Raw genomic sequence first — 19,857 nt, forward strand, 5'->3', positions numbered from 1 at the left:
GGTTAATTCTCCTGATAAAAATTAATCATCTCTCCTATTATAACTATTCTTCAAATTATCAATTTGTTGATCAGTTAACGTTTTTAAGCACGAATATTTCATTAATGGTTTAATCGTTCCTCCTTCATAAGGACTAGTGTCAAAATCACAATAAGTATCTCTATATTGTATCCAAAGTCTTTGTGTTTTAATTAATTTCTCTTTGGATTTACTATCAATAGTATTGACTAATTTTTTATAATAAATATTCAATTCTTTGTCAGATTCTTTATAAGCATTCATCGCTTCAGTATTCATCTCAGCTTGTGTTTGAGCTGAAACTACATTAGACATAATTGACAAAAAAAGAAGTAGTGCAGCGTATTTTTTCATTTTGATTGATTTTGATTGATTTTGATTGATTTTGATTAAATATACAAAAAAAGCGAATCAAATGATTCGCTTTTAATTATTTAGAAACTATACGTAAAGTTCAAATTAAATGTTCTTCCGCGTCCAGCATAGTTAAATAATTCTGGAACTTTATATGCAGAATATAAAACTTGAGATTTTGCACTCCAAATTGTTTGATAATCTGTATTAAAGATATTCTGAACACCAAGATTTATTTTCCCGAAAGGTAATTTGTAACCAATCATTAAATCTGAGGTGTTGTACGAATCAATTACATTTTTCAAACCATCTGTGTATTTTAAACTTTGTAATGTTTGAAATCTGAAATTCCAATTATCAAATCCATAACCTGCAAAAGCTGTAATTTTTGATGGTCCAGAAGTCGAAACATCTTGTTTTTGCCAATCACCATTTTTCTCAACTTCAGATTTAATCAACAATGTACTTGCTCCAATATAAAAACCATTATTTGTGTAAGAAAACTCTGCTTCAACTCCAGTATTGCGTAATTTTTGATCAACAACTTCTACCCAAAGATTTAAACCTTCACGTTTTAGAGCAATATTTTTGTCCGAATTACTGATGAATCCAGATATTTGACCTTTAAAACCGTTCGTTGTTTTGAAACGATAACCAATTTCAAACTGTCCTGTTTTAACTCCAGAAAGTGGCGAATCTTTTACATTAACACTAGAAGCTAAGTCCCAATGATTAGTTGTTTGATTAAATTTGTAGTTTCCGTAACCATAAAATTTAGAAGGATCAGCTAAAGAAACTCCTTGAGAATATGTTCCCCAAACTTGATTCATTTCATTTATTTTATACAACAAACCTGCATTTAACATTGTCATGTTGTAACTACTTTTTCCTCCAGGAATGTAGTCAGCAGAAGCTCCATAACCATTTTGCATTTGTACTTGTTGAGCAGAACCAATAAAATCGTCCAAATCAATCGAAATATCTTGGTAACGAATTCCTCCAGAAACTTTTAATTTCGGCAAAATTTCATATTCCGCTTGCGCATAACCTGCAAAACTTGTTGAATGATTTGTTGGATAGCGATCTACTGTATAGATTGTTTTATTGATTAATCCACCACTTGATAATGATTTTTTAGAATCAAACACATTTTGTTGTCCGTCAAATTTCTCAAAATCTACATCAACACCATACGTTAATTTAAATTTATTCCAATCCTTAACCAAAACAGCTTTCAGTCCTGTATAAGTAGTGTTCTGCTGCGATGCAGACATATACGGAACAGTACCGCTTGGCAAAGCAATTGTACCTGGAAAAGGATAAAATCCTAATTTTTCTAGTCGACTTGCAAATTGTACATAGACGTCTTGTCCTCCCAAAATATTTGTACCATTATAACTCAATGTCCCCATAACACGCTCTGTACCTGGGTTTTTATCTGAATCAAAACCATCACGCATTTCTAAAACAGAAGCATCTCCTTTTGTTAAAGCACTAATGTTTTCACCTAAATACAAACTACGATCTCCGTTAAATTTTGAATTATAATATTGAAAAGATCCATTGATTTGATGCTTAGAATTAAATTTATAACCAGCTGTAGCCAAAACATCAAAAGAACGATTGTATTGTAAATCTAACTGAGAAATATCTGCAAAAACTTGATCTCCATCCGAGTCATAAGCTCCTCCATTTTGTTGAAAAGCCAATGCAACTCGTCCTGTAAACTTATCATTTTTATAAGCAATAGATTGAGCAGCGCGCCAATCATGATCATCACTACCTGCAAAACCAGTTCTAATTCCTAATTCAGTATCACCACTAATTCCACTCTTCAAAGCTTTTTTAGTTACAATATTTACGATTCCACCTGTTGCATTTCCACCATAAATTGCACTTGCTCCAGATAAAACTTCAATACGATCGATATTAAACGGATCAATTGCATCCAACTGACGGCTAATATTACGAATACTATTTAACGAAACACCATCTAACATCACTAACATAGAACGCCCACGCATGTTTTGACCATAATTAGAACGTCCTTGCGAACCAACATCCATCCCAGGAATCATAATAGCTAAAGCTTCTTTTAATGGAACTCCATTTTTTGCTTGCTGAGCTATTTGTTCTTGATTAATTACCCAAACAGTACCAGCCAAATCGGCTATTTTCTGAGGTTTACGAGAAGCTACAACTACAACGTCATTAAGATTTGTAGAAATACTATCATTTGTTTGAGCATATGTTGTTGAAAGTGATCCGAAAAATATTCCTAAATAGATAAGATTTTTTTTCATAGAGTAAAATTTAAATTTATATTTGCGACAAAAGTAATTTATATTTTGTCTAAATAAATATAAAAATGAAAAAAATTTTTATCTTTCTACATAAGTGGTTAGGATTATTTACTGGAATAATCATCTTCATTGTAGCAATAACAGGGGCAATCTTTTGTTTTCAGGACGAAATAAAAGACAGCATATTTGAGTATAGAAAAGTTGAAATTGAACAAAGTTCTTTTAAAAAACCTTCAGAAATTATTTCGATTATTCAAGAAGAAAACCCAACTCATCAGGTTTTGAGAGTGATGTATATGGCAAAAAATAAATCTACAGTTGCCATAACAATGGATGATAAAAAGGAATCTTATTTTGTATATCTTAATCCCTATTCAGGAAAAATACTTCATCAAGAAAACATGAAAAGTGATTTTTTCTTAGTGATACAATACATTCATATGAATTTACTTTTGGGTGAAATTGGAAAAAATATAATCGGATATTCTACTGTTATTTTTATTCTTATTTTGATTAGTGGAGTTGTTATTTGGTGGCCAAAAAAGAGAAAGCAAATAAAATCTGCAGTCAAAATAAAATGGAACTCAAATTGGAAGCGCAGAAATTACGATTTACACAATGTATTAGGATTTTACGCTTGTAGTATTGCATTTATAGCAGCCTTGTCAGGAATTGCTTTTAGTTTTAAACCTGTCAGAAGTTCATATACTTCGATCGTTAATCTTGGAAAGACGTACGAAAAAGAAGAAAAGGGATATGTTTATCAACCAAAAGAAATGTTGAAGAATGATTTTTCTATTGTAGACAAAGCTTATACTTACAGTTTAAAAAATAGTCCAGAAGCGACAATGCATTGGATTTACCTACCAGTTCCTGAAAAAAATCCGTTAGCGATTAGAGCTTATCACAAGGATTTAAAATATTACGCAGTTGATGAATATCAATTTAACTCTGATCAATTTGAGGTTTCGTCTTTAATGAACAAAGATTTATCAAACGGAAAAAAAGTTGCCAATGCAATGTATGACATTCATACTGGGCAAATCTTAGGCTCATTCGGAAAAATATTAGCCTTTAGCTCCTCAATAATTGTTGCAAGTTTACCCATTACAGGCTTTATTATTTGGCGAAACAAGAAAAGGAAAAAGAAAAAAATCTCAGTTAAATAACTGAGATTTTTTATTATTTTGTTAAATCTACTTTTCCGTTTTTATACTTAAAAGTTGTTTCATATTCAATAGTTGATATTTTTTTATCATTTTCGTCATAAAATATTATTGTTTTCTTCACGAAATTATTAAATGATAAATTTCTATAATTTACATCTTCAAAAACTCCTAAACGAATAAATGGATTTTGGTGATCATCATACTTAAATCTTGTAACCGCTTTCATTTTAGTTGATTCATTAAAGCTTACAATACTATCTAAGTTTGTTAAATGTGGATATTTTACATTTCTATTCCAATAATAATTCTCTTTAATCAATTCATTGTCACGAACTAAAGCTGCAGATTTTAATACTGTGTCGCCTTTAATATCTTCATAAAAATAACTTGATTCACTATCCTCTTTTTTAGAAGTAAGTTTTTGAATGATTTTTTGATTGAAAAAAGATTTTAATCGATAAGTTCCTTTTTCTATTGACACACCATCTTGAATAATTTCAAAAGTTAAAGCATTATCAATTGTACTTTTAGAATAGATTATTTTTTCGGTACTAATTTGACTTCCAAAAAGTTTTGTATTTCTTTCTATTGGTCGATTTTGTTCATCATAAATAATCTGTACACTATCATAAACAATACTATTATCTGTAAAATAACGATTAGAAAAATAACCTTTCGGAAATAATTTTTCGTTTGTTTCGACTAAATCTTCTTCTAAAGTTTCTGTTGAACAAGAAACAATCGTCAAGAAAGAAAATGCAACTAATAAATACTTTACCATAAACCGAATTTTCAACAAAAATAAGTTTTAAATTCTAATTTATGGTTTGTTGCAATAAAATTTACTTTAATTCTACTTTTCTGATTTGTTTAATCATTATAGCAATTATAACAACAGTTAATATTGTCATAGATCCTCCAAAAATAATACTTGGAACTAAACCTAAAAATGTTGCTGCAATTCCACTCTCCAAAGCTCCTAATTCGTTCGACGAACTTACGAAAATCGAATTGACAGATGATACACGACCCTTTAAATTTTCGGGAGTTTTGATTTGCAAAATACTTTGTCTAATAACCATCGAAACCGCATCAAAAGCACCTCCTAACAATAAAATACCGAAACATAAATATAGGTTTTGGCTAAGACCAAAAGATATAATACATACACCAAACATAGCGACTGCTATTAGTAATTTCGGTCCAACATTTCCTTTCAATAAACTTGGAATCATGGATAAGAAAAACATCATAATAATTGAACCAATTCCGTGCGCTGATCGTAATAATCCGAAAGCTTCGGAACCTTGATTTAATACTTTTTCTACAAAAGCTGGAAGCAAAGATTCCGCTCCTCCAAAGAAAACAGCAAACATATCCAAACTCAAAACAGCTAGTATAATTGGTGTTCCCCAAATAAATCTCAATCCTTCTTTGATACGTGTCATTGGCGATTCTGTAGATTCAGCTTCAGATAGTTCAGCTGGTTTTTTAGAAATCATTAAAATCATGATCATCGAAATACACATAATAGAAAATGCAGTTATCAAAGCAGCTTCAATACCAAATTTTGCTAAAATAACACCTCCTGCTAATGGACCTAAAACAGAACCAATCATAAAAGCTGATGAAGAAATAGGAATTGCTTTTGTATAATTTTCTTTACGAACAACTAAAGCTAAAAGAGCAAACAATGCAGGTCCACTAAAAGACCGTGTTAACCCCAAAATAAAGAATGCAAAATAACAGATTCCTAAATAAGCAGGAATACCAATAGCTTGCCGAACAGAAGGAAAATTGACAATCATTAAAACGAAAGAAGCAATCATAAAACAACCTATGCTTCTTACTAAAATCATCCGTTTATCCAACTTATCCACCAATTGTCCTGCATAAAAAGCTGTTAATAAAATGGGTAGAAACTCAGCTAATCCTATTAATCCTAAGAATATTTCTTTCTGTGTAACTTGAAAAATTTCATATGCTACAGATGTACTTTGTATAAATAAGGCAAAAATTAATGAAAACCTTAAAAAGATAAATGGTATAAATTCCTTGTTTTTCCAAAGGGATGGAATTTGTTCTTCTTTTTCCATTTTTTGATCTAAATTTTGATGTTTTAAATTTACATTGAATTTTATCAATCGAAATTGATTTGCCTCAATAAATTATCATTAATAAAAAAAATCTTTGCACGATAATGTGCAAAGATTTTTGAAAGTTTATAATAATTGTCATTTAAATTAAGCGAAACTTAATTCTTCTTTTTCCTGTAATTGTAAACGATATTCGTAGATATCTTCTATTGTTAAAACTGTCATTTGATGTTTCTCGGCAAAATCTATAATTTGTGGAACTTTTGCCATTGTACCATCTTCGTTCGTTAACTCGCACAAAACAGCTTCGTTTCCTAAACCTGCCAATTTCACTAAATCTACACTCCCCTCTGTATGTCCACGACGTTCTAACACTCCGTTTTCTTTAGCAATTAAAGGAAAAACATGTCCTGGACGATTAAGATCAGAAGGCTGTGCATTGAAATTAACTGCAGTTTTGATTGTTTGAACACGATCTGCAGCCGAAACACCAGTCGTTACGCCTTCTTTCGCTTCGATAGTTACAGTAAAAGCTGTTTGAAATCTCGAATTATTATCCGAAACCATCGGTTGTAAATCTAACTGATCAGCTTTATTCTGCGTCATACACAGACAAACTATACCACTACATTCTCTGATTAACACAGCCATATCTTGTGCTGAAATTGTGGAAGCTGGAAAAATGATGTCGCCTTCGTTTTCGCGGTTTTCATCATCAATTAATAAAATTCCTTTTCCGTTTTGAAGATCATTTATTGCATTTGCAATTCTTTCGTTGGCATTAATGCCAAATTGTGTGATTGTTTTCATTTGATTTTTGTTTTTATCATGAAACATCACTTCAGGGCGAAACACATTGCTAAGTAATAAGTTCAAAGTTTTGAGTCGTGAGTTTTTTACTCATAACTTAACACTTATCACTCATGACTTTCAGTTGTGTTCAATTTTCTTCTCTCATCCAGACTATACTGTCGGTTTTGGAGTTTCACCAAATCAGTCCCATAACAAAGTTAAAGGAGTCGCGGACTATAACCGCCGGTAAGGAATTTCGCCTTGCCCCGAAGAAAATTTCGTTTGTTATTTAATAATTATTTTGTTTTTGAATAATTATTATAAACTTTCAGTCACAAATTTACGAAACTATATTTATTATTTAAAATGAGTAAAGATAATTTTAACTATTTCTTTTTAATAAGCAACATATTGGCAAATGGCGTTACCTTCTTATTCGCTACAATTTTCAGATCAGCTTCTGTTATTGCTTTTATCCATTGTTTTTTGCTTAAAAAATGAAATGCTCCAATATTAAAAAACAAAAAATTCGTTGTATTACGAAATTGTTCTGAAAGGATAATTACTCCATCTTTTTTCAAAATTCTTTTGGCTTCTTCAAAAAATTGAACTCTTTTGTGATGGTCTAAAACTTCGTGTATTGCCGTTATCGCCAAAATAGCGTCTTGAGAATTATCTGTAAATGGTAATTGAGTTGGATTTATTTTAATCTCGTTCGGATTAGGTGGAAAAACTTTTTTTGAGATTTCAACTCCACTTTCGTGCTCGTGCCGATTACCGTAAATATCACAAACAGTTAAGTTTAGTTTAGGATAATTATTTTCTAATTGTTGAGAAAGAGGATCAAAACTTGCGTGAATTAAAACTGTATTCTCAATATTATTAAAATCAACAATTTCATTCAATTTATTTACTTCATATAAATCTGATTTATCGTAAAGTAGGTACGATGCAACGATTGATGCTATAATATTTAGTAATATTAATCCTCCCACAATATTGAATAATATCTTAATAAATGCAGAATCTATCAAAAATGATAATACAAATAATATGATTGAAATTACGATTCCTAAAAGTATTTTTTTGTAATTGAAAAGGATGACAAGTTTGGTTATTTTCATTAAGGTTGATTATTAGGTATTCATAAATTTTAAATCAAGATAATGATGATTTATATCTTCTGGATTTATATAAAATGTTGTTTCTTTTTGTTGAATAAACCATAATAAAATATTATCGTACTCCATTTCAATTTTTTGTTTATAATGAATTACGGCATTTTTTTGAGGATATGGAATAATGAAAATTACATCTATATAATTAAAAGAATTTTGAACTAATTTAATATTTTTTAAATTTACTTTTAAAGCTATCAGACTACTTTTCCTTACAGAGGCAGAGACTACCATATTTTCATTATCAATTTTAGGACTTTTATCCATATAATTGTTAATAACAATGTATAAAACAAAGGGTAAACATAAGATGACTCCTAATAAAGCAAAACCAGGATTTATTTCTAATTCTCGGTGTTTTCCTCCAATTCCCACAGCAATAAACATAATTCCTAAAAATAAAATGATTGATAGTAAAAAATAACCAATCCACTTTAACACCTTATAAACAATAAACACATCTCTTGACTCTGATTGCTCGATAGGTTCTTCTATATATTCTATATCATCTTTATAGTTATTAACTGGTAGTTTGATAATTTTCATATTTTACCATTTGTTGCTGTCATATCTAGTACAATTCTCAATTTATTTTTTTGCCTTAACTTCTTCTAATTGTTTTTTTACATCTTCTGGGAACCAAGGTAATATTGGATCTTGTTTATATTGCTCGTAAACAGTCTCTGGATTAAGATATTCTTCTGGTAAATTGAGTTTTTTTAATCCTGACTTAAAATCTTCTTCTTTTTCAAAAAAAACAAAATCCCTTTCTTTCATATTAATAATAAACCAAATTTTTGGAAGTGTATTTTTATCAAAAGTTTCAGTTATATCTTGTTCCCCATATATATAAATATCTTTTATATTAAAATATTCAACAGGTGAGAAAATATTTAGGACTATATTTTCACCATGAACTATGTCTATTTTTTGCTCTTTTCTATTCGTTCCTAATGTCCATATATCAGAACCTTGTAATTTTTGAAGATTATATGGTTTAATCAATGGAATTGTTGTGTAATCCCATCCACTTGCAACCCAATAAAACTTATCTATTTTAGCATCTTCATAAGGACGTTCCTGTATTAATTTATTTTTCATTTTATTTTCTATTTTATTACAATTAGTTAAGGTAAAAATAGAAATCAATACGATGAATATTTTACCATTTATTGCTGTCATATCTAGGATTGTTTTTGATTATTTCTTTTGCAGAATTCCATTGTTCTTTTTTGTATGCTGCTAATTCTTCTTCGGTCATAGCCATAAATTTTGCCCTTTCAACTGTATAATGATTACTCCATTTTCCTTTTATTTTCATCATATCATTTCCACCAGCCACATCATGATACACAAAACCAGTTATAATACTTACCATAACATAGGCATAACTACGAGAACCATCATCAGAAGGACGCAAGTCAAAAATATCTTGAAATTGATGTTGAATTGTTATATTACCATTTTTATCTACATTTATTTTTGATTTAACACCAATGCTTCTTAAAAGCCATGTTAATTCCTTAAAAGCCACTTTCCATGTGTCATAGTTTTTGGGTAAATAAAATTCTTTGATTTTTTTATATCAAAAGTTTTCATTCCGTTTGTGTTTTCGTTATTTTTTTGAACTTTACATCTCAATATTAGTACTAGCAAAATGAGGATAGAGATTATCTTTGTCATAGCGGTTGGTTTCTATTTAAAAATAATATTTTCATTGAATTTTAATTCTTTATTGTTGATTAACAATGGAGAATACTCAAAGTCTTTAATAAAAATTTTCTTATCTTTTAACTCATAGGTAGAAGTTGTAACAGTGGGTTTTTTATTTTTATAGGAATTCTCAAATTCTTTTGGCGAGCATGAATATATAATTTCTGAAATTATTTTTACAGTTTTATCTTTATTAAAAATTAATGTCTTATAATAGTATAGACTACAACCACCATCATCACCACTACTACTATCGATTAATTTACAAGATAAACCTGTAGATGATTTAAATGGTTTATTATAAGTGATTTGTCCAAATACAGAAAGTGTAGAAAACGCGAAGAAGATAGCGTAAATATGTTTTTTTCTTAATATGTTTTTTTGAATCATAATAGAATTATTTCATGTATTTTATTTCTCTCAAAGTAGAAGATAGATAAGACTGAAGAATTTTTTGTTTATTTTTTCTCTTTATATATATTGTTATTATTACTAGAATTATTTAGAAAACTACTGTATTGCTGCATCAGAGAGTTTCCTTTTCCTTCTGTGTACACATCAGTCTTGAATATGATTTTACCTGTTTTATCATCAATAACAAATCCTTCTAATTTTCCATGACTTCTCCAACCATCTTTATGTCCTGCAATTAAATATAGGTATGGTTTATTAATTGTTCGTGAAAACTCATAAATTTGAATTGGTTTCATGATATCCAAATCTGTATTTTTTTTGATTATAGAATCCACATCTTCTATTGATAAATTATAGGGTTTATCATAATCTACCTCTTTTATTAATTTCCCTGATTCATCGTAATATAACCATTTTCCTATATTTAGAAATTGATAAAAAGTTTTTCCACCTCCTTTATATTTATTAGTCTTTATATCATATCCATTATAAGTTTTATAAGGACTTTTTAAATCATATAAAATTTCTTGAATATAATTTTTATAAAAATTTATTTCAGCTATATTCTCTCCTTTTTTGTAAAAAAGATGATTATCTGATGATGTAATTTCTAAATCTTTTTCCCAATCATTATACTTATTTATATCAAAAGTTTTCATCGTATCGTTTTTATTTGTTAAATACTTATTAGTTTGTCCATTACAAGAAAAAAAGAATTGCAATGTGATACAAAAAATTATACAATTTCTCATAATTAAATATTTCTTCTTAAGATTAATCTTTGCCAATTCCATATACTTTTTCTATTATCTGAATAACTCATTATATTATCTGTAGCATTTGATGGTGTTTCATTTCCGTTGGCATAAGTATACTTTCTGTTTGGTTCTGATATAACATTATTGCCATCTTTATGTGTATGATACAAATTTAAACCATGCAATCCCTCATGAATCATGGTTGTAGTTTTTCTTGTATTGTTAAATAAGACTAGGTTTTTTATACCAACCCTCTCTATTTGACCAAATGCTCCGTCATAAACTTTTACTTCCATTGCAAATGCAGTAAAATACATTGTTTGATATCTAGAATTTACTAAATTACCAGTGACGTCCCTTTCATTAAAAAACAATGTTTTAATAGTTGTAAAAAAATCAGTTCTATCCTCATATATAGCTCCTACAGTACCTGAACGACGTCCTCTCGCTCTATCATTTGCTTCATCAGTCGGACTATAAATAAACTTTCCATACTGTGGCACACCTTCTATTGTCCTTACTTGGAAATCCACATTTGTAGATAAATCTAAAACAGTAGGAGATATTTCTATTTTTGGTAATACTAATGCTTGATGAAATGAATTGTATAAATTTATTTTATCTTGTGTGGTAAAAGTTCCATTTGAGTCTCTTAAAGGTGTATCAGTTATATTAGTTTTAACATTTACCAAAACAAACTTAATTTCTTTTCGTTCTTCAGCATTGTTTTTCAAAATTGTTATTCTACCTGCTAATTTTCTTTCTGCTAATTGTTGAGCAAGAGGTTTTGTTGAGCTATCTTTTGGATAAGCATAAATGTTAATCGATTTATCACGATCTAAATCTTTGTGACATGTAATTTTTATCGTAGCATCTGTAGCATTTACCAAACCTTCTGTTTTAGTATTGTGTTCTAAAGTTACCTTGTCTATTGTAATAAGAGGATTATCAGCATCTGTATTAATAGTGGATAAATCAAATTCTAATTTATCAATATCGTCTTCTATTTCAACCAATACTTTTAGTTCCGCTTCGTATTTTGGTTTATTAATAACCGTTTCTGGCAAGGTATCTACAAACTCTTTAGAAAATAAAGTAAGATATGGAACAAAATATTCTGTAGAAGGAGTTTCGGTAGGAACAGATGCTCCTTCTTCAAGAGGTTTTCTTATTATAGGAATTTTAGTGTACTCGGTTTTTAATTTTGTATACGCTGTACCTGTAGATCCTCCTGTTAAATCTGTGCTACCATTTCCATAACCACCTTCTATAATATCTGCATAAGCAGGATCATCTGTTAGAGCAAGATTATTGTCTTTTTCTCTTAACCAATCGAATCCAAATTCTCCATTCCAAGTAGAATTTGGTCTGAAATAAACCATTGCTATAGCAATATTATTAATAAACAATTCATCAGGAAAAACAGGATTATTTGTATATAAAATACCCTCTTTCTCTCCATTAAAAGTCACTCTACCGCCAGCAATATAATTAACACTACTTTCTCGGGAACAAATATTGTGATTACCACCTGTAATTTTTGTGATACTACCTTTTACAATTCTAGTTCTTGACATAAATTAATGATTTAATGATTTCTCAGAAGAATTAGAAGTAACTTGGGTTGAAGCATTACTATTCACATTATTTTCTGATTGCATATTAAATTCTTTACTACTTACTTCGTTTCGCTCTTGCTTTGTTTCACTATGTACGTCACCCTCTATGACTTCCATTAATTTTCCAGTAATAAATGTGCTTACATTACCAATTACAGAAGTTGTTTTCATTGCGCCTATCGTTTCTGTTTGATTTAAACCTACAGAATTTGATTGATTAATCCCAACCGTATTCAATTGATTCATTCCAACAGAGGTATTCATATTTTCTGTAACGTTGAAATTCATGTTTTTTGCAGTAAACGTCATTGTCTCAGGAGCCGTAATATTAATATTACTTCCAGTTGTATCTAAGTGAATTTCGTTACCTGATTTGTCTGTAATCACAATACTTTCATCTTCGGTGAAAATAATGCGGTGTCCACTTCTTGTTTGGATAGATTTTACGCTATTATTCGCACCACCACCCAATCCAACTTGACCGTGGAACATTCCGCCCATCACAAAAGGTCTATCAGGATGATTATGTACAAAACCAACCATTACTTGATCTCCAACTTCTGGGATTGCAACATAACCTCTGTTTTGTGTTACTTGATCTGTTCCTCCAGCATCAGGCGACATCATTCTTATAAAGTTTGTTGTATCATGCAATTGCCAATCAAATTTTACCGTTACTCGTCCTTGTCCTTTTGGATCTGTGTTCGAAATTACTGTTGCAATTTGTGGTTGAGCAATTGGCGTTGTAAATGCAGGTTTTGGTAAAAATCCGGTGTCCGAAGCTATCGCTGTAAATCGTCCCGAATAATGTCCCAATGTGTCTACATCGTGCTCTACGTCGGTAATCATCAAGCGTGTGAAGTAAGATGTTTGATTGCTATCTGGTTTTCTCATTTCCAAATCGACCACACATCCTGGATATAAAAATGGAATCGTTGTTGAGCCATTTACTGTAAAAACTTCAACTCCATTAAAACCTGCTTCACTTTGTTGCGAATTCACCACATCCAAGTCTGTATTGGCTTTGATTGGTGCAACTTGTAAAGCTTTTGTTTTGTAAATCGTTTGATTATTTTGATAAGACGTTTTAGCTAAATCTCCTCGGTGTTTAAGCGGTGTTTCTCCAGAAGTCAACTTAGCATTATCGCTACTATTGTAACCATAAAACTCTGGCTTTGTATGAACTGCCTTTAACTCTATATTGACATCGTTCACATTTCGTCCATAAACCAATTTAATTGGCTTGTTTTGAGCTGGTAATTTACCAAAATGCAACACCTCTCCATCGTAATAAAATTGTTCGCCATAAGCCGTCGCCATTCGTGCCAAATAATTATAATGCGTCTCATTATATTGCGTGCTGTACAAAATATCCGAAGCGTCATTGGCATCAACTCTGACATCAAATTTGGTTTCGCCCAAACCTTCTTTTATCAGCTGATTGGCTATAATACTCATGTTTACCGATTTTTCGCCACCAAAACTTTGCGTATGTGGAGCGCCATCCAACAAAATAGTTGGACTAAAACCTGAAAGCACAATATTCCCAAGATTTCCACTTTCTTGCAAAAATCCGACTTTGGTAATCACGCCAACAAACGTTCTTTCTGGGCTATCTTCAATATCCTTATAACGCAAAACTACAGTCAAACGTTTTCCCAAAAATTTATTCGAAGATTCGAGCGTATGATTTTCAACATTTCCGAGTGTATCATGATCCAAAATAAGTTCAAAACCGTGATGTTTAGACGTATGTTGATTTAATTTGAAGTGTTTATAATGCGAAATAATTTGACCATCAATCACTAAAGTTAATTTCGCTAAACGATTGATACCAAAAACTTCGCTTGCTTGTATCGACAATGCGCTATTATCGGGCTTATAATTTGTAGTCATAGGTTAGTAGTTTGTAGTGTTTATAAATTTACACTAAATTGTTGTAATCGAATCTATTTAGCAACTAAAATTCATAAAAAAACTCCTGATGCTCGCTAAAAAAGCATCTGCATCAAGAGTTTTATGATAGGTTAAAGGTTCGTTAAATGTATACTTTGATTATCTAGCAGTTGGCCAAACACCGTCGTAAGCAGCTGTTCCGTAATCAATTTTTTCTGCACTCACTACAAATGAAATTAACATGTTGTTGTCGTTTAATGCGTCAAACTCTAATTCGTGTTGAATAACGTAACCGTTTTCCCACTTCAAGTTAATTAAAACTCCTTCTTCGTGCGCTTTGTTAAACGTGATGTCACCAACAGTTGGTTTGTATTTTCCGTTTAATAAACTTTCTAAAATCGTAGAACTTTCAGTTGCTTCGATTGTTACTTTGATTAAAGCGTTAGATGGATCTGATGCAACACGTCCAGAAACATCTGTTGTTCTAGAAACTTGATAATTTAATTTGATGATTTTTTGATCCTCACCACCGTTGAACTTTAAAAGTCCTCTTGAATTGTTAGCCATAGTTGTAAATTTTAAGATTGATTATTTTTAATTCTTTTCTACTGCTAAATTATAAGAGAGAATTTTAATTATCCGTTTTTAACCATTTACAATCGAATGTGTAGTAGTTTTACGATACTTGCATAACATAATAGCCCTGTTTAAAGCAAAAAATAAAGTCTAGTGAATTTTTATACATAAAATAATAATAAGCTGTTTTATTTGTTTAAGACAGATAGAAAATAAAATACTCGAATCAAGAAAAATAGTAAATCATGACTAAGTATTTTTTTAGTATCTTTAGTAAACAACATAATCATATAACAATGAAGAATATTATCCTAAATTCAGTATTAAAATTTGCTTGTTACGCAATATTAGGATATATTGTTGGTTGGATAATTTTCTATCTCTCGCCAACTGGAACGAGTCAAAATGCACCAACCACTTGTTTGTTTGGCTCGATTACGTTTCTATTTTTCAAAGATTATTTGATTCCGTATTATAGAAATCAAATCCAAAAAAAATAATTAATTACAAATACTTTGTAACGATTGGTTTTAATTGATTTGCAATAAACTGATATCCTTTTTCGTTTGGATGAATACCATCTTTTGAAAGAAAATCTTCTTTAGTTAAATTAAAACCTGAGAAAATATCAATAAATTCTATTTGATTTTGAAGCGCAAAATCTTTTAGCTTTTGATTGTATAATTCAATTTTCTCAGTCGTACGAAATTTACGTTCAGGAACTTTTATACCATCAACCGTTTTAGAAATTGGCAAAATACTTATCACATAAATATTAGTTGTAAATTCTTTTGCTTGTGAAATTACTTCAAAAAGATTTGATTCGAAATCAGTAAGAGAAACCAATTCGACATTATCTTTTTCGGCTAAATCATTCGCTCCATAAAAAAAGAAAATCAAATTTTCGTCAGGGGAAAATCGAGCCTTTGTTTCAACTTCAAATCGTTTCATTAATCCTTCTGTTGTCTCACCTCCTATTCCGAGATTAAAACAATTGACTTCATTTGCATTGTTGTTATAAAATTCTGAATGACAATAGCGTTTCAAAATATCTACATAACCTCCCAAAATTCCGTCATATTCACCGTAGGTAATACTATCACCAAAAAATAAACAGTTTGTCATCATCATCTAAAACAACACTTTATCATCTTTTCTCAATTTTTCTAAATAAGCAGCTTTATCGTCGCGATAAAATAAATTCATTGTTTCGAATGGAATTAATTTCAAATCTTTATTGACGATATGTACACAAGATTTTTTTACAGCTCGAACATCAAAATCATGTGCATCCATAAAATTCATAATAATTATTCGGAACAAATTATCGTAATCTAAATCCAATTCGGGCGCACAAACTTCTGGTAAACAACAAAGTAATTGATTCACTTTTGGTTGCACTTTATCAACCGAAATTCCTGTACTAAAAATATCTAATAATTGTACCTTCAATCCTTCATCTTGTTCGTAAACAATTGTATTTTTTGATTCATTATTCAACAAATCTGCAGGATTAATATAACGTGTAAGCGGAATTACCTCATCATTCAACTTCAACATATAACCCATCGCTAAAGAGTCTGGATTACACGGAACTGGAATAATATCGTCTGAATTAAAAAGTGGATATTGATCAATAATTTCTTGACGAACTTCTGTTAATGTAATTTTTTCGTGAGCCGAATCATCTCTATTTCTTCCCGCAATTTCGACAGGTTGAAACGTCACGCCACGCACACATTTTTGTTTGAGCGCAAAATCAATAATCTTCCCAATCTCATCAATATTTTTATCTTTTTGCAACACAACAACCAAAGTTGTAGAAAGATTTAATTCATTCAATTTTTCTAAGGCTTTCATTCGAACATCTGTCAAATCTTTACCTCGAAAATCTTCTAAAACTTCTTTTTTGAATGAATCAAATTGTAAATAAATCTCAAATTCGGGTGCATAAGTAGCTAATTTTTCGGCAAAACCAGGATCATTTGCAATTCTAATTCCGTTTGTATTCAACATCAAGTGTTTAATCGGTTTTGATTTAGCAATTTCCATGATCTCGAAAAACTGCGGATGAATTGTTGGCTCACCACCACTAATTTGCACTACATCTGGCTCGCCTTCATTTTTTACGATTGTATCAAACATCGCTTCAATCTGCTCTAAACTACGATGAGAACCGTAATGTGGCGACGACATGGCATAACAAGTTGGACATGTTAAATTGCATCGATCCGTCACCTCAACAATTGATAAACACGAATGTTGCTCATGATCTATACACAAACCGCAATCGTACGGACAACCATATTCTACATCCGTCCCAAAATGCAAAGGCATTTCCGAAGCTTTGTTATAATTTCTGATGTTTTTATAATAATCGACATCAGTTGCAATTTTAGTTTTGAAGAAACCGTGATCTGGACAACGTTTTGTCATAAAAACATTTTCGTCCTCTATGATAATTTTTGCTCCAACTCGTTTCAAACATTCTGGGCAAAGACTTATTGTATAATCGTAATAGGTGTAATTTCTAACTGGCATAATTATAAATTTGAGTACATAAAATCTTTTATAACAAAATATAAAATAGTTGATATCAAGATAATTAAACTAATAAATGATATAAAAAACAATAACATTAATCGTTTTCGATTAACATTTTTCTGAATTAATTTATAAATTAAAGTACTAAGACTTGAGCCTACAAAAGCTATAAGAATTACAGCTAATACAACAAGAAAAATAATAAAATTTACAGTTCCTTCACTTATAAAATTTTGTAAAAAAATATATGCGATCATCTTGTTAACTTACAGTAGCTCCACAGATCATTCCTGTTACAAGCAATCCTATTAAAAATGAAGTTCCGAAAACCATTAAATAATACTTAGAAGGCTTGTCTATTTTTTTAATAGAATTATAAATTAATGTAATAATTGTAACTCCAATACCTATTGCAAAACCAATAGCCGCAATCACACCTATTACCACATAAATTAGACCATCCATTCCTCCTTCTGCAAAAATAACTGAGTATATCATATTAATTTCTTATTAAAACTAATCCACAAATTGACCCCGAAGCAAGTATAATTCCTATTCCCCAAACCATTAATTTCAGAGACATTTCTACATTTTCCATCTCGTTTTTATTCTTTGTAAATAGATAAATTATAAAACCTGACACAGCTAAAAATGAACCTATAATAAGCAATATAAAAACGATTGTAAATAAAAATTCCATTATTTAAGGCAAGGTTTAGTTTGTGATAACTTAAAGATATAATAAATTATGACACAAGCACATGTTAATTGTATTGAACTTAAACCTAAAAATATTGGATGAATAGGTTTGATAAAATCTAAGCAAAAACGAAACAAAAAATAAGCCATCATAAAAATTTGAAACAAATATCCAGAAGGATAAATATATTTTTTCTGAACGATTTTTAAAATTATCCAAAGTATAATAAGGTAAACAATTTCGTACAACGCAACGGGATGACGCAATAAACCATCACCCAAATCCATTCCGAAAATTGAAGTTGTTTCTACTCCAAAAGTTTGCTCGTAAACGCCTGTTAAAAAACAACCAATTCGACCTATTATCATCGCTAAAATTAAAGGAAAAACGATCAAATCTCCTGTACTTTCTTTGTGACCAATTATTTTCTTTGCGATTTCTACACCAATTAATCCAAAGGTTAATCCGCCCACAATTGTATTGCTTGTCCAGAAAAAGAGAAATTGATTTTTAGCATCTAAAAGTGCTTGCGGATTTTCTAATGTTCCAACTATTTTAGAGCCCAAAAGTGCGCCAATTAATGCACCAATAATGATACTAAACGATTGAATTGTAGACAGACTTGATTTGTTACGTTTTCGGAGAAACGCATAATAACGCATCGCAATAAAAATCCCGATTGTTTCGAGAATGGGATGAATTAAGACCGAATGTCCAAAAAGTTCTACAGTTACAGGAAAATCTATTGTCACAAATTAATTAGGTTTTGAGTAAATGTAATTGATTTATGGGAATATCATTAAACTAATTCTAGTAAAAAGTTAAATCTATTACAGATAAGTCTAATTTTTTAGAAATCCCTAATTTCAGTGAGTTAAACCTATAATTGCTTTTGTATTTTTGAATATGAAAAATATACTACTACTTTTATTTATCTCAAGCTCTTGCCTTTTTGGTCAAGTAAATTATAATACTTTCAAATATAATCGTAAAGTTGGATTAATGGATAAAGATAATAAAAAAGAAATCCTTGAACCTATTTACAACAGTATTACTCGTGAAGACGAGAATACCTATATTCTAAGAAAAAATATTGACGAAACCTATTATTACAATATAAAAACAAAACAGAAACAACTTTTTAAAGAAGATACTAGTAACCTTACATACTCTAGAGGAGGTGATCCGTATTATGAAAATTTATCTCAAATTGATCATTTAACACGAATAGAAAATTTAGGCTACACTAATAATAATCAGTCTTATTTATTATTATCCGTAAATAACAATTATGGGTTAAGATTTCCTTCAAATATAAGTATTGAAGCAAAGTTTCATTCACTGAGAATCAAAAACAATCAAGAATCTGTAGAGTTTAATTATGATATAATTGACAATAAAGTAACTTTCCATATTCCTGAAAAGTATATAAGTAATAAAAAGCTTGAAACATTTAAGATTTCTCAAGAAGAAACAACATTATTTTTCGATCAATTAAGCAAGAAACCTACAAATACGTTATTCAGTTCTAAAAAAACTCCATATGAGTTTCATTTATTAAAAATGATAGAAAATGTAGTTGAGTCAAAATTCAAAATTATCGAAATGTAATCTTCCCCTTGTTAGGAACATTTAAAAGTATAGTTTTTATTTAATATTATTGTATTATTATTTTGATTAATTTGAAATGTAGGAAAATCATTAGGATTTTTGACCTTACCATATTT

Annotated in this window: 20 protein-coding genes and 1 riboswitch; of the genes, 2 read left to right on the forward strand and 18 right to left on the reverse strand. The window is 30.0% G+C overall.

All coding sequences use genetic code 11. The annotated features are described in order from the left end of the window. Nucleotides 1-21 precede the first annotated feature (21 nt). Complete coding sequence (locus tag QHG34_RS13760; RefSeq protein ID WP_282630801.1) at nucleotides 22-372, reverse strand: lysozyme inhibitor LprI family protein; 351 nt, start codon at nucleotides 370-372, stop codon at nucleotides 22-24. 80 nt (nucleotides 373-452) lie between these two features. Then, nucleotides 453-2,675 (reverse strand): TonB-dependent receptor, encoded by a 2,223-nt coding sequence (locus tag QHG34_RS13765; protein WP_282630802.1) that lies wholly within the window; start codon nucleotides 2,673-2,675, stop codon nucleotides 453-455. 65 nt (nucleotides 2,676-2,740) lie between these two features. Between QHG34_RS13765 and QHG34_RS13770 the strand changes: the two genes are divergently transcribed. Beyond that, nucleotides 2,741-3,844: a PepSY-associated TM helix domain-containing protein gene (locus QHG34_RS13770; RefSeq protein WP_282630803.1), complete on the forward strand. Its 1,104-nt coding sequence runs from the start codon at nucleotides 2,741-2,743 to the stop codon at nucleotides 3,842-3,844. Between the two features lie 13 nt (nucleotides 3,845-3,857). On the opposite strand, the gene QHG34_RS13775 is transcribed toward QHG34_RS13770, so the two are convergent. From QHG34_RS13775 to QHG34_RS13850, 16 genes are all read right to left on the reverse strand, one after another. Further along, nucleotides 3,858-4,625 carry a hypothetical protein gene (locus QHG34_RS13775; protein ID WP_282630804.1) on the reverse strand — a complete coding sequence of 256 codons (768 nt, stop codon included), beginning with the start codon at nucleotides 4,623-4,625 and terminating at the stop codon, nucleotides 3,858-3,860. A 61-nt stretch (nucleotides 4,626-4,686) separates the two neighbouring features. Continuing rightward, nucleotides 4,687-5,940, reverse strand: a complete 1,254-nt coding sequence (locus QHG34_RS13780; protein WP_282630805.1) for an MFS transporter — start codon at nucleotides 5,938-5,940, stop codon at nucleotides 4,687-4,689. A 147-nt stretch (nucleotides 5,941-6,087) separates the two neighbouring features. Then, a complete protein-coding gene (ribB, locus tag QHG34_RS13785) occupies nucleotides 6,088-6,750 on the reverse strand; it encodes a 3,4-dihydroxy-2-butanone-4-phosphate synthase (RefSeq protein WP_282630806.1) in 663 nt (220 codons plus the stop codon). A 132-nt stretch (nucleotides 6,751-6,882) separates the two neighbouring features. Beyond that, nucleotides 6,883-7,010, reverse strand: a riboswitch (FMN riboswitch). A gap of 108 nt (nucleotides 7,011-7,118) precedes the next feature. Then, complete coding sequence (locus QHG34_RS13790) at nucleotides 7,119-7,856, reverse strand: methyltransferase domain-containing protein (protein WP_282630807.1); 738 nt, start codon at nucleotides 7,854-7,856, stop codon at nucleotides 7,119-7,121. A gap of 12 nt (nucleotides 7,857-7,868) precedes the next feature. Next, nucleotides 7,869-8,456 carry a hypothetical protein gene (locus QHG34_RS13795; protein WP_282630808.1) on the reverse strand — a complete coding sequence of 196 codons (588 nt, stop codon included), beginning with the start codon at nucleotides 8,454-8,456 and terminating at the stop codon, nucleotides 7,869-7,871. A gap of 42 nt (nucleotides 8,457-8,498) precedes the next feature. After that, nucleotides 8,499-9,092 (reverse strand): hypothetical protein, encoded by a 594-nt coding sequence (locus QHG34_RS13800; RefSeq protein WP_282630809.1) that lies wholly within the window; start codon nucleotides 9,090-9,092, stop codon nucleotides 8,499-8,501. Further along, nucleotides 9,073-9,444 (reverse strand): hypothetical protein, encoded by a 372-nt coding sequence (locus QHG34_RS13805; protein WP_282630810.1) that lies wholly within the window; start codon nucleotides 9,442-9,444, stop codon nucleotides 9,073-9,075. The genes QHG34_RS13800 and QHG34_RS13805 overlap by 20 nt, the downstream gene beginning before the upstream one ends. Nucleotides 9,445-9,605: 161 nt before the next feature. Further along, nucleotides 9,606-10,013 carry a hypothetical protein gene (locus QHG34_RS13810; RefSeq protein WP_282630811.1) on the reverse strand — a complete coding sequence of 136 codons (408 nt, stop codon included), beginning with the start codon at nucleotides 10,011-10,013 and terminating at the stop codon, nucleotides 9,606-9,608. A gap of 68 nt (nucleotides 10,014-10,081) precedes the next feature. Continuing rightward, the gene (locus QHG34_RS13815) at nucleotides 10,082-10,696 is read right to left on the reverse strand and encodes a hypothetical protein (RefSeq protein ID WP_282630812.1); all 615 of its coding nucleotides are present in this window, start codon (nucleotides 10,694-10,696) and stop codon (nucleotides 10,082-10,084) included. 95 nt (nucleotides 10,697-10,791) lie between these two features. Continuing rightward, nucleotides 10,792-12,372, reverse strand: coding sequence for a zinc metalloprotease (locus QHG34_RS13820; RefSeq protein ID WP_282630813.1), 1,581 nt, complete (start codon nucleotides 12,370-12,372; stop codon nucleotides 10,792-10,794). Nucleotides 12,373-12,375: 3 nt separating this feature from the next. Then, a complete protein-coding gene (locus QHG34_RS13825; RefSeq protein ID WP_282630815.1) occupies nucleotides 12,376-14,310 on the reverse strand; it encodes a type VI secretion system Vgr family protein in 1,935 nt (644 codons plus the stop codon). Nucleotides 14,311-14,469: 159 nt separating this feature from the next. After that, on the reverse strand, nucleotides 14,470-14,877 hold the full coding sequence (gene tssD / locus QHG34_RS13830; RefSeq protein WP_282630816.1) for a type VI secretion system tube protein TssD: 408 nt from the start codon (nucleotides 14,875-14,877) through the stop codon (nucleotides 14,470-14,472). Between the two features lie 513 nt (nucleotides 14,878-15,390). Next, nucleotides 15,391-16,017, reverse strand: a complete 627-nt coding sequence (locus QHG34_RS13835) for an SGNH/GDSL hydrolase family protein (RefSeq protein WP_282630817.1) — start codon at nucleotides 16,015-16,017, stop codon at nucleotides 15,391-15,393. Continuing rightward, nucleotides 16,018-17,427 carry a radical SAM protein gene (locus QHG34_RS13840; RefSeq protein ID WP_282630819.1) on the reverse strand — a complete coding sequence of 470 codons (1,410 nt, stop codon included), beginning with the start codon at nucleotides 17,425-17,427 and terminating at the stop codon, nucleotides 16,018-16,020. Nucleotides 17,428-17,691: 264 nt separating this feature from the next. Next, entirely contained in the window at nucleotides 17,692-17,928 is a 237-nt protein-coding gene (locus tag QHG34_RS13845; protein WP_282630820.1) for a hypothetical protein, read from the reverse strand. A 201-nt stretch (nucleotides 17,929-18,129) separates the two neighbouring features. After that, the gene (locus QHG34_RS13850; RefSeq protein WP_282630821.1) at nucleotides 18,130-18,882 is read right to left on the reverse strand and encodes a prolipoprotein diacylglyceryl transferase; all 753 of its coding nucleotides are present in this window, start codon (nucleotides 18,880-18,882) and stop codon (nucleotides 18,130-18,132) included. Between the two features lie 154 nt (nucleotides 18,883-19,036). Between QHG34_RS13850 and QHG34_RS13855 the strand changes: the two genes are divergently transcribed. Next, nucleotides 19,037-19,741, forward strand: a complete 705-nt coding sequence (locus QHG34_RS13855) for a hypothetical protein (RefSeq protein WP_282630822.1) — start codon at nucleotides 19,037-19,039, stop codon at nucleotides 19,739-19,741. The last annotated feature ends 116 nt before the right edge of the window (nucleotides 19,742-19,857 follow it).

The sequence above is a fragment of the Empedobacter sedimenti genome (assembly GCF_030005555.1).
Taxonomy (GTDB): domain Bacteria; phylum Bacteroidota; class Bacteroidia; order Flavobacteriales; family Weeksellaceae; genus Empedobacter; species Empedobacter sedimenti.

Coding starts and splice junctions, on each gene's coding strand:
- QHG34_RS13760 (WP_282630801.1), bottom strand. CDS start 372: ATGAAAAAATACGCTGCACTACTTCTTTTTTTGTCAATTATGTCTAAT.
- QHG34_RS13765 (WP_282630802.1), bottom strand. CDS start 2,675: ATGAAAAAAAATCTTATCTATTTAGGAATATTTTTCGGATCACTTTCA.
- QHG34_RS13770 (WP_282630803.1), top strand. CDS start 2,741: ATGAAAAAAATTTTTATCTTTCTACATAAGTGGTTAGGATTATTTACT.
- QHG34_RS13775 (WP_282630804.1), bottom strand. CDS start 4,625: ATGGTAAAGTATTTATTAGTTGCATTTTCTTTCTTGACGATTGTTTCT.
- QHG34_RS13780 (WP_282630805.1), bottom strand. CDS start 5,940: ATGGAAAAAGAAGAACAAATTCCATCCCTTTGGAAAAACAAGGAATTT.
- ribB (WP_282630806.1), bottom strand. CDS start 6,750: ATGAAAACAATCACACAATTTGGCATTAATGCCAACGAAAGAATTGCA.
- QHG34_RS13790 (WP_282630807.1), bottom strand. CDS start 7,856: ATGAAAATAACCAAACTTGTCATCCTTTTCAATTACAAAAAAATACTT.
- QHG34_RS13795 (WP_282630808.1), bottom strand. CDS start 8,456: ATGAAAATTATCAAACTACCAGTTAATAACTATAAAGATGATATAGAA.
- QHG34_RS13800 (WP_282630809.1), bottom strand. CDS start 9,092: ATGACAGCAATAAATGGTAAAATATTCATCGTATTGATTTCTATTTTT.
- QHG34_RS13810 (WP_282630811.1), bottom strand. CDS start 10,013: ATGATTCAAAAAAACATATTAAGAAAAAAACATATTTACGCTATCTTC.
- QHG34_RS13815 (WP_282630812.1), bottom strand. CDS start 10,696: ATGAAAACTTTTGATATAAATAAGTATAATGATTGGGAAAAAGATTTA.
- QHG34_RS13820 (WP_282630813.1), bottom strand. CDS start 12,372: ATGTCAAGAACTAGAATTGTAAAAGGTAGTATCACAAAAATTACAGGT.
- QHG34_RS13825 (WP_282630815.1), bottom strand. CDS start 14,310: ATGACTACAAATTATAAGCCCGATAATAGCGCATTGTCGATACAAGCA.
- tssD (WP_282630816.1), bottom strand. CDS start 14,877: ATGGCTAACAATTCAAGAGGACTTTTAAAGTTCAACGGTGGTGAGGAT.
- QHG34_RS13835 (WP_282630817.1), bottom strand. CDS start 16,017: ATGATGATGACAAACTGTTTATTTTTTGGTGATAGTATTACCTACGGT.
- QHG34_RS13840 (WP_282630819.1), bottom strand. CDS start 17,427: ATGCCAGTTAGAAATTACACCTATTACGATTATACAATAAGTCTTTGC.
- QHG34_RS13845 (WP_282630820.1), bottom strand. CDS start 17,928: ATGATATACTCAGTTATTTTTGCAGAAGGAGGAATGGATGGTCTAATT.
- QHG34_RS13855 (WP_282630822.1), top strand. CDS start 19,037: ATGAAAAATATACTACTACTTTTATTTATCTCAAGCTCTTGCCTTTTT.